Genomic DNA, 14,778 nt, shown 5'->3' with positions numbered 1-14,778 from the left:
TTGACTTGTAACAATTTATGGATCATCATGGAGGGTTCTTTTAAAATTAAAGGAGGACTTATAAAATGGCAGTTACAACTTATTATGAAAAAGACGCAGATCTTAATGTATTAAAAGGTAAAACAGTGGCAGTAATTGGTTATGGTAGCCAAGGACATGCACAAGCGCAGAACTTGCGTGATAGTGGTGTGAGCGTAGTTATCGGACTTCGTGAAGGTAAATCTTTCAACAAAGCTAAAAATGATGGTTTTGAAGTTCTTTCAGTAGCGGAAGCAACTCGTCGTGCAGATGTTATTCAAATCCTTATGCCTGACGAAACACAAGCTTCTGTATACAACAATGAAATCGCACCTAATCTTAAATCAGATGCAACGTTGATGTTCTCACATGGTTTCAACGTTCATTTTGGACAAATTGTTGCTCCAGCAGGAAATGACGTTCTTCTAGTAGCACCTAAATCACCTGGTCATATGGTTCGTCGTACGTATGAAGAAGGATTCGGAGTTCCTGGATTGATCGCAATTGAGCAAGATGCAACAGGTAAAGCTAAAGAAATCGGCTTAGCTTATGCAAAAGGAATTGGTTGTACACGCGCTGGAGTAATCGAAACTTCTTTCCGTGAAGAAACAGAAACTGATTTGTTCGGTGAGCAAGCGGTTCTATGTGGTGGAGTTACTGCATTAATTAAAGCGGGATTTGAAACATTGACTGAAGCTGGATATGCTCCTGAAATGGCTTACTTTGAATGTCTACATGAAATGAAATTGATCGTGGACATGATTTATGAAGGTGGAATGGCAAGTATGCGTGATTCTATCTCGAACACAGCTGAATATGGTGATTATGTTACAGGTCCACGCGTAATTACTGATGAAACGAAGAAAGCAATGAAAGCTGTATTGACAGATATTCAACAAGGTAAATTTGCTCGTGACTTTATCCTTGAGAACCAATCTAACAATGCTTTCATGAATGCTACTCGCCGTAATGAAGCAAATCATCCAATTGAAGTGGTTGGATCACAATTACGTGAAATGATGCATTGGAGCAAGAAATAATAATTTCATAATATGAATCATACTAATGTATAGAAAGCTGGTTTAAATCCTCTGACATTTCTACGCTTTAAGACGTTGGAGGGATAAAGTATAACGTTTAGAAGGTATTCCAATGCGGCCGTGCACACATACATGCGTGAGCTGCATTGGATATTTTAATAGGGATTCATAAATTAAGGAGGTGTCTGTCATGCGGAAAATTTATGTTTTTGACACCACGTTAAGAGATGGTGAACAATCTCCTGGTGTGAACTTGAATACTCGTGAGAAGGTAGAGATTGCACACCAATTAGAAAAATTGGGTATTGATCGAATGGAAGCAGGATTTCCAGCTGCTTCACCAGGAGATCTTGCAGCTGTAAATGCTGTCGCAAGAGCAGTTAAGAATGTGACAGTTATCGGTCTTTCACGTTCTCGTGAGCAAGATATTGATGCTGTTCGTGAAGCTCTAATAGGAGCTCAAGATCCATGTATTCATATTTTTCTAGCGACTTCACCTATTCATCGTAAGCACAAACTACGGATGGATAAGGAACAAGTGTTAGAAACAGCACAATCTGCAATTCGTTATGCGCGTAAGTATTTCTCGAAGATTGAGTTCTCCTTGGAGGATGCTGGACGTACCGAATATGATTTCATAGCTCAGATGGTTGGCATGGCTATCCAAGAAGGTGCATCTGTTGTAAATATTCCAGATACCGTTGGATATTTGAATCCATCGGAATATGGCGCGATTTTCAAATTCGTCAAAGAAAATGTGCCGGATGTTGAGAAGATTCAATTGAGTGCGCATTGTCATAACGATCTAGGTATGGCTACGGCCAATACGTTAGCGGCTATTCAGAATGGTGCAGACCAAATTGAAGGTACAATTAATGGCATTGGTGAACGCGCAGGAAATACAGCGATTGAGGAAGTAGCGATGGCTTTGGCAACACGTCAATCATTCTTCAATGCTACGACTTCGCTTCAATTGTCAGAGATTGCTCGTACCAGTCGCTTAGTTAGTAAGTTAACTGGGATGGTTGTTCCTGGAAATAAGGCTATTGTGGGTGCTAATGCCTTCGCACATGAATCGGGCATTCATCAAGATGGCATGTTGAAAGAGAAAACGACGTATGAGATTATGACACCTGAATCGATTGGTCTGAAAGAAAGTAAGCTTGTTCTAGGTAAACATTCTGGACGACATGCATTCCGTGAAAAGCTAATTGATTTAGGTTATGAGTTGGATGATCTTCAGGTGAATGATGCTTTCGCTAAATTCAAAGACCTTGCTGATAAGAAGAAAGAAGTATCCGATGAAGATCTTCTTGCACTGATTGAAGAGAAACTTATAGATACTGTAGAAGTATTTAAGCTCGAAACAATTTATGTTACTTATGGAAATACATCGGTACCAACCGCTAAAGTTCGTATTGTTAAAGAAGAGAATCAAGTGTTAATCGAGGAAGCAGAAGGTAACGGATCGGTAGATGCGATCTATAATGCGATTGACAAAGCGACGTTAGAAGAAGTGACACTAGACGATTATTCTATTAAATCAGTTTCCCATGGGAAAGATGCACTTGGGGAAGTACATGTCGTGCTTACTCAGAAAGGTGTCTCTGCACAGGGCCGAGGACTGAGTACGGATATATTGGAAGCTAGTGCACGTGCTTATGTGGATGCATTAAATCGACTGATAGAAAAGCGTGTTACTTTCAGTAATCGTGAGAATGTTAAACTGTAATGCTTGTATAGATTCGATACATAAAAGTGCAGGTCTACCATGGATTGTCATGAGTGGAGCCTGCATTTTTGTATATCCTGAATTGAAATACATATTAATTTACCCAATATATTCTTGTGGAGGAAGTGAAAACTGACAATCCATCGAGCATCGTATTATAGGTGAAAGCTATCAATCTCATAGATTCTATATCTTTGTCAAATCAATAGAAAGTATGATACAACAGTATATAGGTGAAATAAAACAGTGTATTTTATATAAAGAGGAGCGATTATGATGTCAGAAGTTAAGAAAATAGCGGTTATTTCCGGAGACGGAATTGGACCAGAAGTTGTTGCAGAAGCATTGAAAGTATTGAAACGTTCGGAAGAGCTTTTTGGTTATACCTTTGAAACGGAGCAAGCATTATTTGGTGGAATTGCGATTGATCAGAAGGGTACGCCCCTTCCGCAAGAGACATTAGACATTTGTAAAAATGCGGATGCAGTTCTTCTTGGAGCGGTTGGAGGACCTCAATGGGATAATAATCCAAAGGAGCTTCGCCCAGAAACAGGACTACTGGGTATTCGTAAAGAATTAGGACTTTTCTCCAATCTACGTCCTGCAGTTGTCTTTGATTGTTTGAAAGATGCATCAACGCTTAAACCGGAAGTGCTTGAAGGTACAGACTTGATGGTTGTGCGTGAGTTAACTGGTGGGATTTATTTCGGAGAGAAATTTAGACGTCAAGGTGATCAAGGTGAAGAAGCGGTTGATACTTGTGTATATAATGTAACCGAAGTAGAGCGTATTGTCCGTCAAGGATTCGAGATCGCACAGAAAAGACGTAAGAAGCTAGCTTCCGTTGATAAAGCGAATGTGCTTGAAACGTCTCGTCTATGGCGTGAAGTTGCGAACCGTTTAGCTCCGGAATACCCAGATGTTGAATTGGAACATATCCTTGTTGATAACTGTGCGATGCAACTTCTACGTCGCCCTTCTAGCTTCGACGTTATTGTAACTGAGAATATGTTCGGTGATATTCTGAGTGATGAAGCAGCAATGTTAACTGGATCCATTGGGATGTTATCGTCTGCGTCTATGGGAGAAGGAAGCTACGGATTATATGAACCGGTCCACGGATCTGCACCGGATATTGCTGGACAACAATTGGCAAACCCGATTGCAACGATTCTCTCTCTTGCATTGATGTTCCGACTAACATTTGGATATGAAGATGCTGCTAATTCCATTGAAGCAGCTGTTGCTGAAGTATTGAATGCGGGTCATCGTACTAGCGATATCGCTGTGGATAAGAGTAAAGCGATTGGAACGAGTGAGATGGGAGATTTAATCCTTGCGGCAATGAAAAAATAAATTGTTAACTTAATTATAATAATTATAATAAAATAATTGATGTAATCTTGACTTTGATTTGAGTGAATGATAACATTTATATTGTAGCTTTTTGACACTTTAAACAAGAGAATAGCATATTTTCTCTTACATATTTTAAGGAGGAATTGGATCATGGCAGAACGTTTAGTAGGTAAAGCAGCTCCTGATTTTACAATGGAGATTGTTTCTGGAGATGGTAAAGATTTCGGAAAAGTGAGCTTGTCCGATTATCGTGGTAAATGGCTTGTATTGTTCTTCTATCCATTGGATTTTACATTCGTATGTCCAACTGAAATTACAGCATTAAGTGATGCTTATGGTCAATTCAAAGTATTAGATGCTGAAGTGTTAGGTGCAAGTACGGACTCTATTCATAGTCATAAAGCTTGGTTGACTACACCTAAAGATTCCAATGGCTTGGGCAACATTAACTTCCCATTGGCTTCCGATATTACTAAAAAAGTAGCTAATGACTACGGTATTCTTATTGAAGAAGAAGGAATCGCACTTCGTGGTTTGTTCATTATTGATCCGGAAGGCGAATTGAAATATCAAGTTGTAAATCATAATGATGTTGGTCGTAGCGTAGAAGAAACGATCCGTGTTCTTCAAGCTCTTCAATCTGGTGGCCTATGCGCAATGAATTGGAAACCTGGTGACAAGAACCTGTAATTGAATTATCTAATCATTGATATGCTAATATGCTTTTACTGACGAGCACCCCCTTAACTGCTACGAAATGGCGGTTAATGGGGTGTTTTTATAGAAAGTGATAAAATGATTGAAACTTAAAAATATTGTTGAATATATATAAAATATATATAAGAAAAAAAGAGGTATTGTGAGCCTTTTGAAAGAATAACTTAAAGCATGAATGAAAGATGAAATCTGAGGAGGGTGAACTATAATGAGTTTTTGCTGTGGAGCGAGTATGGTTGGTACGAAAGGAACATTGAAGCATTACCGCACCCAAGTCCATAATGTTCCCCTACTTTTTTGTCCAGTATGTCATCGGGTAGAGGTTCATTACAAAGTAGAGAATGAATACGAGATCCTTGCAGAATATGCGCATGGAGATGGAGCCTTTGAGGTGGATTTTCAAGATTATGTAACGGAAGATGAAGAGGCTATTTTTGAGAATGTAGTAAACCGCGAAACTGAGGATCCAAAAAATATTGTACAGAATCAAATTGATATGGCTTTAGATTTGCTCGTCGTAGCTAAGAAATTGGAAGATGAGAAGTGGGAAAGAGAACTTAAGACAAGACTTGCCGTGATGAGCCAAAGAAGACTACGTCTTCATAATAAAGCATAACATCCGTATTGAAAGATACGTTTTGATCAGAGTCTTCGCGGTTGCGAAGGCTCTTTATTATGTTAAAAATTGAATAGTTTGTAGTGTATACCCTTATCTTATCTTTTTCGACAGTATCTCTGATTGACGTTATTCCTCGACTCTGGCTATGATTGACATATGAAATAATATGGAAAAATTCGTCAGTTGTGCATAGTTTTTATCAATCCTGACAAAAAGGGGGGAAATCGAGTTGAGTGAAATCCAAGAAACAGTATTAGAATCCTTTCAGACATTTCAATCAACACAACTTGTTAAGGATAAATACGAGAATATACTAGAACACCTTGATAGTGGGATTATTCTCTTTGACAGTCATGGAATACTAACGTTTGTAAATGTACAAATGGCCAAGCTACTCGAAATTCCCCGTGCTTCCCTCATCGGGTGCACATTAACAGGGATTTTACGCCATCCGCAATTAAGTCGCTTGAACAAGAGAAAATTGTTACGGATATATCGTGAGACCATTTTTCATCGAAAAAAACATCATGAATTTTGTGATGATCGAGGAGGGCATTGGCTCCTTACGGTGACCTATGGAGATCAAATGAATGGAGACTTCTTACTGAGTGCTAAGGACGTATCGGATTATAAGCAAATAGAGCAAACAGCATATCAGAATGATAAACTAGCCATGTTAGGTAAAATTTCGGCATCTATCGCACATGAAATTCGTAACCCATTAACAGCGATTCGGGGGTTTATCCAGTTATTACGCCCTCACTTATTACAGATTGGTAAAGATGAATATGCAAAGATCATTATGATGGAGATTGATAGAGGTAATGATATTATTAGTGAATTTTTAAATTCCTCTAAGCCAACATCGCCCCAAACGTCCGTCATTGATGTGTCATCTTTATTGAAGGATGTCGTTCTTCTTACCGAAAGTGAAGCGTTGATGAATGGCTGTCAAATCACTATGCAGGATAGGGAACTCCCTTTATATATATCGGTTGATGCTAAGCAAATAAAACAAGTGATACTAAATATTATTAAGAATGCAATGGATGCTATCGCAGATTTGGGCCATAATCATCCTGGAATGATTCAAATTCATACGGAACAGGATCACAAAAATGTTCAGATCCACATTTCGGATAATGGGAAAGGCATGGATAATAACACATTGTCTCGCCTATTTGATCCTTTTTTTACAACGAAAGAAAGTGGGACTGGCTTAGGTCTTTCTGTGAGTTATCGTATTATAAAAAATCATGGAGGATATATTTACGTAGATAGCGTGTTGGGTAAAGGGACGGATTTCATGATAACGCTTCCTCATAATTAAACCAGGTTTCTTAAAGGCATTTCTCGTTGTTAAAAGGGATGCCTTCTTTGTATTCGTTAGTTGTTAGAACGGATAAAGCGTGACTTTAATCACAGACAACCTCCTGTAGAAATCAGTACATTTAGAACATATTCATGCTGATAGTGGTTATCAATCTCACTTGATCAAGCGAAGTGAGTGTTAGTAATATAGAATCCAATGATTTGGAATACGATATAGATGAATTAGAGAGGGGATAGAGGAATGCCTTTAACAATGTTGCCTCTTGGTAAATCGGCTGTTATCAATGTTTGCAGAGCAAAGGAACCCACTAGAAAATTTCTAGAAGGATTGGGAATGGTTCCGGGCGCCCTAATTACGGTCATCTCAGAGAATGGTGGAAATTTGATTGTGAGTGTGAAGGATTCAAGACTCGCTCTTAGCAAAGGAATTGCACAGCAATTGTTAGTTCAGATGTAGCTTGAAGGGGAGAGTAGAGATGGAGACAACCTTAAATGAGTGCAGACCTGGAGACAAAGTAGTTATAGTTCGTGTGAGCGGAGAAGGACCGGTGAAAAGACGGTTAATGGACATGGGTGTCACCCGTGGTGCGGAGATTCTAGTCCGAAAGGTAGCACCGATGGGGGATCCCATTGAAGTGAATATACGAGGGTATGAATTAACATTTCGGAAAGCAGATGCAGGTAATATTATTATTCAAAAGCTCGAGAGCTAAAAGCTACTCACCATAGGTAGCTTTTAAAACATATGAAACAATGAGAATTATTCTCAATTGGTATGTAGGGGGAAAGATGAATGTCGTTTAAATTTGCGCTTGTAGGAAACCCGAACTGTGGGAAAACAACAATGTTTAATGAGGTCACTGGGAGCACACAGCATGTGGGTAACTGGCCAGGCGTAACAGTAGAGAAAAAAGAGGGTAAAGCTAGAAGATTTAAAGAAGATATTAGGGTTATTGATCTTCCAGGAATATACTCGTTATCACCTTATTCATTAGAAGAAATCATTTCTAGAAATTATATATTGGAAGAAAAACCGGATGTGGTCATCAATATCGTGGATGCAACTAATATTGAGCGGAATTTGTACTTAACAACACAGCTGATTGAGCTTGGTATACCGGTTGTTGTCGCGCTTAATATGATGGACGCTCTTGAATCCAGAGGCGACCAAATTGATATTCCTCGGTTAGAGAAACAGCTAGGTGTACCCGTAATTCCAACTTCGGCTAACAAAGCTCAGGGTACTAAGGAGTTGATTGAAAAGTCACTTCAAGTGGCCCAAAGCGCAGCGACAGGACAATTGGGCGAATCGATAACTATATTTGATGAACAAATCAAAAAGAGTCTGGATGAGTTACTTAGCTTCATTACACCTCAGTGTAACCAGGTGTATCCACCACGGTTTGCAACGGTAAAGTTACTTGAAGGCGATGAAATTGTAATTGCTAAACTTCAGCCGAACAGTGCGTTTATGGCGTTAATCACTACAACACGAGGCCGGTTGGAACAAGAATATGACAATGACATGGAGACAATCGTAGCGGACCAGCGTTATCAGTTTATTTCCAAAGTCATAAGCAAGTCGGTCAAAAAGAAACTGAGTGTTGGTGGACTAACCGTATCTGATAAAATCGACAAAATCTTAACGCATCGTATTCTCGCTATTCCTTTGTTTCTACTAGTCATGTATGTGGTATTTACGATCACTTTTGGATTTATTGGAACGTTCACCATCGATTATATTGATCATCTCATTAATGTGACGTTAGCGGATGCAGTGACTACATTACTTCACAGTGCCGGAGCAGCAGAATGGTTGGATTCTCTAATTGTAGGTGGGATCATAGCAGGTCTTGGGAGCATTCTTGTATTCGTACCTCAGATTATGATTTTGTTCTTCTTTCTAGCGATTCTAGAAGATAGTGGATATATGTCTAGAGCGGCTTTCATGATGGACCGATTGTTAAGAAAAATAGGTTTGAGTGGTAAATCTTTTATACCGATGATAATGGGGATTGGATGTAGTGTTCCAGCTATTATGGCTACAAGAACATTAGAGAATGAGAAAGATAGAAGGTTAACGATTATATTGACGCCATTCATGTCCTGTGGAGCACGTCTTCCAGTGTATGCACTATTTGCAGCTGCATTCTTTGCGAATGCTCAGAGCTTAGTCATCTTCTCTCTTTATATATTAGGGATGGTTGTTGCCATATTGTCAGGAATTCTACTTAGAAAGACACTTTTTAAAGGTGAAGCAGAAGCCTTTGTCATGGAGCTTCCTCCGTACCGTATTCCTACAATTAAAGGTCTGATGATTCATATGTGGGATAAGGGTAAAGGATTTATTAAGAAAGCTGGTACGGTTATCTTTGCTGCATCGGTTATTATTTGGTTCGGTCAAACGTTTGATTTCTCACTCCATATGGTGGAGGAAGTCAGTGATAGTATTTTTGGATCTGTAGGGGCGTTTATAGCACCATTCTTTGCACCGCTAGGTTTCGGAGATTGGAGATCATCCGTTGCTCTTCTAACCGGTTTTGTTGCAAAAGAAGCGGTAGTAGCTACAATGGGTATTCTGAACAATCTAGGTGAAGTAGGAGAAGGTTCAGTGGAGCTTATGGCCTCGCTTCAGACTTATTTCACACCGCTGAAGGCTTATGCATTTATGACATTCACGTTATTATATATGCCTTGTATTGCTGCATTTGCTGCGATTAAGAGAGAAATGAATTCGTGGAAGTGGACGTTGTTTACGGTAGGATACCAGACGGGTACGGCTTGGATTGTCTCTTTTATCGTCTATCAGGGTGGGAAGCTGCTTGGTCTCGGTTGATCGTCAAACGTATAATTCTAATGAGAGAGAGGCGATACTATTGATTAATTGGATTCTGGGGGGATTAATCTTTTCTCTGGTTATCGTTATCGTTGTAAAGAATGTTCGACGTCTTCAGAAGGGAGAAACGGCCTGCTCTGGTTGTTCATTACAAGAGACTACGAATTGTTCCTGTCCACATCGTGATACGCAATAAAAATGGATTACTGAAAAGTTAGGATGGAAATGTTCGATTCGCATGTTTAATCCCCTTTACATCGTGTTCTTGATTCAAGTATGATGAAGTAATATTGTAAAGGTGAGAGGAGATTAGTTCGATGAAATTAAACCAAAGTAAAATTGTAGACTGTACCATTCGTGATGGAGGTCTAGTTAATAATTGGGATTTCAGTATTGAATTTGTCCAGAAATTATACGCTGGTTTAAATGAAGCTGGTGTTGACTATATGGAAATTGGATATAAGAATTCTCCTAAATTACTCAAGGGGGCAGAGCAAGCGGGTCCTTGGAGATTCTTGGATGATGAATTTCTTAGAAAAGTCATTCCTCAAAAGGGATTTACGAAGCTTTCCGCACTAGTTGATATTGGACGTGTGGATGAGAACGACATTCCTAATCGCTCAGAGAGCATGATTGATCTTATCCGTGTAGCTTGTTATATCAAAGATGTGGACAAGGCTCTTCAATTAATTCAAACATTCCATGATCGTGGATATGAGACGACACTAAATATCATGGCTCTATCTAATGTGATGGAGAATGAGCTTGTTGAAGCATTTGAGATGATTAAAGATAGTGCTGTTGATATCGTCTATATCGTGGATTCTTATGGAAGCCTGGATCATAAGGATATTACGTTCTTGGTAGAGAAGTTCCAGACTCATTTACCTAATAAACGTCTTGGTATTCACGCACATAACAACCTGCAGCTAGCTTTCTCTAACACGTTGATTGCTTCAGAGAAGGGCGTTGAACTGTTAGACGCTTCTGTATACGGAATGGGTCGCGCTGCGGGGAACTGTCCTACAGAGTTACTTGTATCGCAGTTGAAAAATACGCAGTACAAGCTCCGTCCTGTACTAGATGTGATTGAACAGTTGATGATTCCTTTGCGTGAGAAGGAAGAGTGGGGATATATCATTCCTTACATGATTACAGGAACACTTGATGAGCATCCACGATCCGCAATGGCGTTAAGAGCATCAGATGCTAAGGACAAATCTGTAGATTTCTATGATAAATTAATGACTCCTGAAGTGACATTTGATCAGAAATAGAGCTTTTTGATTGATTTATTGGTCTGTGTTATATAGGAATTTCATAAAGGCATATCAAATGAGAAGATCATTTGATATGCCTTTTTATATGTGGTGATCAAGATGGGAGATATCATTGGGCAATATTTGTATGAACTCGTAAGCTAAGCGATGAATATTGTGAGAATACACAGCATATATATAACGAGAGAGAATGAAGAAGACGTAGCATAACGACGAGCGTAAGTCAGAATATCAAATATTGAGAATCATTAAATTATAGTTGCTGTTGGCGTCTATATGTGGTATATTATTTCTCGTACTCTTAAAGATTGTTTGTGTCATTAGACATGTCGGGACGTAGCTCAGCTTGGTAGAGCACCTGGTTTGGGTCCAGGGGGTCGCATGTTCAAATCGTGTCGTCCCGATTCTTATTGTATGCGGGTGTAGTTCAATGGTAGAACTTCAGCCTTCCAAGCTGATAGCGTGGGTTCGATTCCCATCACCCGCTTCATTTGTTAAACTTTGAAGCCCTTGATCATCAAGGGCTTTTTTGTTTGTCTTTTTTTATTAAATACACCCATATAGGAACTTATGTTCTGTTTTATGACGTGCGAAAATCATTAATAATAAAAAGGATGCACCTCTTCAGGAATGTGGTTTCGTTGTAAAAACTGTTGCACGCATTCGTTCGGAGCGAGGGAATCAGATGCCGTTAACAGATGAACTGCAAATCGATTGGCTTGCCTTTCGTATTTCCCCGCATGAAAGAAAGAATGCTCATCGATGAAGAATCGATTAATGCCTTTATGAAGACGGTCATGACCTAATTCATGTGCACAAATAAAACGTTGCCATTCGGGAGAAAGCTGATTATGTAATATGATGAATCTGCGACGCAGGGTTCTATGATAAATTCCCCGCGTATGACTGCCTAAATCAGCAAAACGAATGGAAATGTTCATGTTGTGGGCAATAGCGAAAGGGTCATTCGTTTTGTGTTTACGAATAAGCTTGTTAACAATATCATCCATATCATTCACCCTATCGTTAGTCTTTATTATTTTGTCTCTGTTCCTGACCTATTCTCCGTGCTTCTTTGTTCATATGTTTGGCCTCCCAGAACAATCCCGTGAGCACATCTTTAATTTTGCGTTTGTCTTCCTCATTCAGTGGTATTCCATCAAACATCAATTCTCCATCATCCTCAAGAATTTTCTTGAAGTCTCTTTTATCCTTAGAGGTTGCCCATTCGGGTATTGTAGTGTTGTCATCTGGTTGTTCTTCAATTAACAGTGAAAGATTGATATGAAGTGCGTTCGCTATTGATTTTAAAGTATCTACACTTGGGTTGTAACGATTTCGTTCGATATCTGCTAGATATGAGCGGGACAAGTTCGCTTGTTCTGCTAATTCAGCTTGTGTAAGTTTTTGAAATTTGCGTTGTTCTTTGATTCGATCCCCGATATTCACCTTGTCCACTCCCTCATCCTTTGTCGGTATTGCCGACACGTGTATATTATTATAACCCCATAAAGACGGTCATACAATACTCAATAATGACGTATATACACGTAATAATGAGATTTAAGACGTGAATTAACGACAATGTACAAACTTTAATCGATAATGGGCTAATTTACCTAAATATGAACTTTTACAAAATGTCGTGATTACCTTACATTATTCACATGAGGTAAGTATTGGGATTTGTTGTGAAGGAGTCACCAGATCATTGTATCAGATTAGTTATACCATACGAAATGAGGGAGGGTACATGATGAACGTCGTATTATCCGCAGTAACTAAACAGGATAAACAAGCTACGAAAGCTCTTTTGAGAGATTACGCCAAGATGTGCCAGATGGTTACGGGATTATCACATAAACAGGATCTAACGATACAAGAGCAACAGGTGAATAAATCATATAAGCACTTGGTCGAGCATGTGCTTCTAGCACACTCTCTTATATTAGATGACGAAGTGAAACGCATTATTGAACATCGGTATTTCAAATCACGGAGTTATGTTCTTACATCTATACAATTTCGAAGCATTATGAGTGAGAGGACCGTAGATCGCAGGATTGAGAAGGGTGTATGCATGATCACAGAAAGCTTGAAGCTGTGGGGAGTGATTTGAGAAACAATGACGGTAAGGTGGCGGCAACGTGACAGCATTCTGGCGGGGGTTCAGCGATATAGTAGATTCATAGAGAGGAACACACTCTCGGGTGTATCTGCTACCCCTTATCGTTGCAGAACTCGGCTGTGCTGTGGGTCAGTTCATTGACCTTAGACGTGAATCGTCATGGGTGCGGTGCGGGGGAGCAGAGGTAAGACCACTCTATGATGTACTCACGAAGAAAGGAGGTTCCTATGCTTGCATTGGAGGATATTCGTACCGTTATTATCACGGGGTTATCTGCTCATGTCGGTCAGGAAGTTGTTGTAACGAATGGAACGGGTGACAATCCAGAAGGTGCATTGATTACCTGCGATTTCTCAGATGTGTTCCATAGTAGTCGTGGATTTCCAGCCGTCATGCAATTGGGGGATAAGCTCGTTAAGACGGAGACGGTACATTTCACCATGTCTTTCTTATCTTTCGATGACGATAAGGTAGTGCGATTACAGAATGCATGGACAGCCCGTGATTGGTTTAAGTCAAGGGGACATGCAGAACTGAAAGAAAAGGTTAATGTGGTGGTAGCAAAAGTAGGACCAGTAACAAATCGAGATATTCAGAACGGTACGGTATGGGAGCGTCGACAAGGATTTGACGTGGAGTTCCGAACCCTAGATATCTTGGAATCAGATTTAGAATGGATTGAGCAAACAAAAATTCAGAGGAGTTGAGGAATGTGTCAGTAACAAGTGATGTAACAGTAACGATTGATATTCAGCGTCCGACACCTAAGCTTGGTTTTGGTAAACCTATGATTATTGGTGCAAGCGCAAGTGGGTTGGAGTATACAACGTATGCGGATTTAGAAGCGGTTAAGAAAGATTTTGCAGAGAATACCGAAGTATATAAGGCAGCTTACGCGCTCTTGAATCAAGGAGATAACTCACCAGCTGAAATTGCCATCATGCTTCATAAGACGGTTGGAGAAACAGTAGAGGATTTGGTAGGTAAGATATTTACGAAGGATTGGTATTTCCTTCTATCAACATCTACAGCAATTGCTGATATTACTGCTATTGCAGAGGCAGTGGAGCAGAACGGTACACGGATGTTTATTGCTCATAGTAGTGATAAAGCGAATCTTGCTACATTGAAGGCTAAGAAATTCACACGTACTGCCCTGTTCTATCATGAAGATGTATCTCATTATCCTGAGGCTGCATGGGTAGGTAGAGCAGCATCAACAGCTCCAGGGAGTCTGACATGGAAGAATCTGACGTTACGAGGCATTGTACCTGTAGATATGGATACAACGGAATTGCTAAGTATTCACGATCTTGGTGCGAATACGTATGTCACTAAAGCAGGCGATGACGTTACAAGTGAAGGCAAGACCGTTAGTGGTGAATATATCGATATTATTCATTCCCAAGACTATATCACACAGAGCATCGAACTTGCTGTACAGAAGCTTTTCAATCGACAAGATAAGGTTCGCTATGACAATACGGGGATTTCTCAGATTGAGGGAGAAGTGAAGACAGTTCTGAAGCGTGCGGATATGAATGGCATGATTGCTCGAGATGAGGACGGTTTACCACTCTATAGCACAACCTTTAAACCACGCTCTCAAGTCGATCCAGCGGATCGCGAGAAGCGGGAATACAATGACGGTTCATTCTCATTCGAATTGGCAGGAGCTATTCACAAAACTAAAATAAGCGGCGTAATTAAGCTGTAA

16 protein-coding genes and 2 tRNA genes are annotated in these 14,778 nt (G+C 39.8%); 16 read left to right on the top strand and 2 right to left on the bottom strand.

Annotation, left to right across the window (positions count from 1 at the left end; all coding sequences use genetic code 11):
• Positions 1 to 65: 65 nt before the first annotated feature.
• From ilvC to PGLA_RS01340, 13 genes are all read left to right on the top strand, one after another.
• Complete coding sequence (ilvC, locus tag PGLA_RS01400) at positions 66 to 1,058, top strand: ketol-acid reductoisomerase (protein WP_068527608.1); 993 nt, start codon at positions 66 to 68, stop codon at positions 1,056 to 1,058.
• A gap of 190 nt (positions 1,059 to 1,248) precedes the next feature.
• On the top strand, positions 1,249 to 2,790 hold the full coding sequence (locus PGLA_RS01395) for a 2-isopropylmalate synthase (RefSeq protein ID WP_068527605.1): 1,542 nt from the start codon (positions 1,249 to 1,251) through the stop codon (positions 2,788 to 2,790).
• Between the two features lie 276 nt (positions 2,791 to 3,066).
• Positions 3,067 to 4,146: a 3-isopropylmalate dehydrogenase gene (leuB, locus tag PGLA_RS01390; RefSeq protein ID WP_068528340.1), complete on the top strand. Its 1,080-nt coding sequence runs from the start codon at positions 3,067 to 3,069 to the stop codon at positions 4,144 to 4,146.
• A 153-nt stretch (positions 4,147 to 4,299) separates the two neighbouring features.
• Complete coding sequence (locus tag PGLA_RS01385; RefSeq protein ID WP_068527603.1) at positions 4,300 to 4,839, top strand: peroxiredoxin; 540 nt, start codon at positions 4,300 to 4,302, stop codon at positions 4,837 to 4,839.
• 235 nt (positions 4,840 to 5,074) lie between these two features.
• On the top strand, positions 5,075 to 5,482 hold the full coding sequence (locus tag PGLA_RS01380) for a hypothetical protein (protein ID WP_068527599.1): 408 nt from the start codon (positions 5,075 to 5,077) through the stop codon (positions 5,480 to 5,482).
• Positions 5,483 to 5,714: 232 nt separating this feature from the next.
• A complete protein-coding gene (locus PGLA_RS01375) occupies positions 5,715 to 6,815 on the top strand; it encodes an ATP-binding protein (RefSeq protein WP_068527596.1) in 1,101 nt (366 codons plus the stop codon).
• A gap of 243 nt (positions 6,816 to 7,058) precedes the next feature.
• Positions 7,059 to 7,274: a FeoA family protein gene (locus tag PGLA_RS01370; protein WP_068527593.1), complete on the top strand. Its 216-nt coding sequence runs from the start codon at positions 7,059 to 7,061 to the stop codon at positions 7,272 to 7,274.
• A 19-nt stretch (positions 7,275 to 7,293) separates the two neighbouring features.
• On the top strand, positions 7,294 to 7,530 hold the full coding sequence (locus PGLA_RS01365) for a FeoA family protein (RefSeq protein WP_068527590.1): 237 nt from the start codon (positions 7,294 to 7,296) through the stop codon (positions 7,528 to 7,530).
• A gap of 80 nt (positions 7,531 to 7,610) precedes the next feature.
• Complete coding sequence (feoB, locus tag PGLA_RS01360) at positions 7,611 to 9,653, top strand: ferrous iron transport protein B (protein ID WP_068527587.1); 2,043 nt, start codon at positions 7,611 to 7,613, stop codon at positions 9,651 to 9,653.
• 40 nt (positions 9,654 to 9,693) lie between these two features.
• Positions 9,694 to 9,849: a FeoB-associated Cys-rich membrane protein gene (locus PGLA_RS01355; RefSeq protein WP_145939450.1), complete on the top strand. Its 156-nt coding sequence runs from the start codon at positions 9,694 to 9,696 to the stop codon at positions 9,847 to 9,849.
• 121 nt (positions 9,850 to 9,970) lie between these two features.
• Positions 9,971 to 10,930 (top strand): aldolase catalytic domain-containing protein, encoded by a 960-nt coding sequence (locus PGLA_RS01350; protein ID WP_068527580.1) that lies wholly within the window; start codon positions 9,971 to 9,973, stop codon positions 10,928 to 10,930.
• Positions 10,931 to 11,263: 333 nt separating this feature from the next.
• Positions 11,264 to 11,337 (top strand) — tRNA-Pro (locus PGLA_RS01345).
• A 12-nt stretch (positions 11,338 to 11,349) separates the two neighbouring features.
• Positions 11,350 to 11,420 (top strand) — tRNA-Gly (locus PGLA_RS01340).
• Positions 11,421 to 11,532: 112 nt separating this feature from the next.
• On the opposite strand, the gene PGLA_RS01335 is transcribed toward PGLA_RS01340, so the two are convergent.
• Both PGLA_RS01335 and PGLA_RS01330 read right to left on the bottom strand, forming a co-directional pair.
• Positions 11,533 to 11,943 (bottom strand): ImmA/IrrE family metallo-endopeptidase, encoded by a 411-nt coding sequence (locus tag PGLA_RS01335; protein WP_068527577.1) that lies wholly within the window; start codon positions 11,941 to 11,943, stop codon positions 11,533 to 11,535.
• A gap of 16 nt (positions 11,944 to 11,959) precedes the next feature.
• Positions 11,960 to 12,391: a helix-turn-helix domain-containing protein gene (locus PGLA_RS01330; RefSeq protein WP_068527574.1), complete on the bottom strand. Its 432-nt coding sequence runs from the start codon at positions 12,389 to 12,391 to the stop codon at positions 11,960 to 11,962.
• A gap of 295 nt (positions 12,392 to 12,686) precedes the next feature.
• Between PGLA_RS01330 and PGLA_RS01325 the strand changes: the two genes are divergently transcribed.
• The 3 genes from PGLA_RS01325 (at position 12,687) to PGLA_RS01315 (ending at position 14,778) form a co-directional block, all read left to right on the top strand.
• Positions 12,687 to 13,052 carry a hypothetical protein gene (locus tag PGLA_RS01325; protein WP_145939449.1) on the top strand — a complete coding sequence of 122 codons (366 nt, stop codon included), beginning with the start codon at positions 12,687 to 12,689 and terminating at the stop codon, positions 13,050 to 13,052.
• A 236-nt stretch (positions 13,053 to 13,288) separates the two neighbouring features.
• Positions 13,289 to 13,768 (top strand): phage neck terminator protein, encoded by a 480-nt coding sequence (locus PGLA_RS01320; protein WP_068527566.1) that lies wholly within the window; start codon positions 13,289 to 13,291, stop codon positions 13,766 to 13,768.
• A 5-nt stretch (positions 13,769 to 13,773) separates the two neighbouring features.
• Positions 13,774 to 14,778 (top strand): DUF3383 family protein, encoded by a 1,005-nt coding sequence (locus PGLA_RS01315; protein ID WP_068527563.1) that lies wholly within the window; start codon positions 13,774 to 13,776, stop codon positions 14,776 to 14,778.

Source organism: Paenibacillus glacialis (assembly GCF_001637205.1).
GTDB lineage: Bacteria > Bacillota > Bacilli > Paenibacillales > Paenibacillaceae > Paenibacillus_AQ > Paenibacillus_AQ glacialis.
This window is presented reverse-complemented; position numbering and strand designations above follow the sequence as displayed.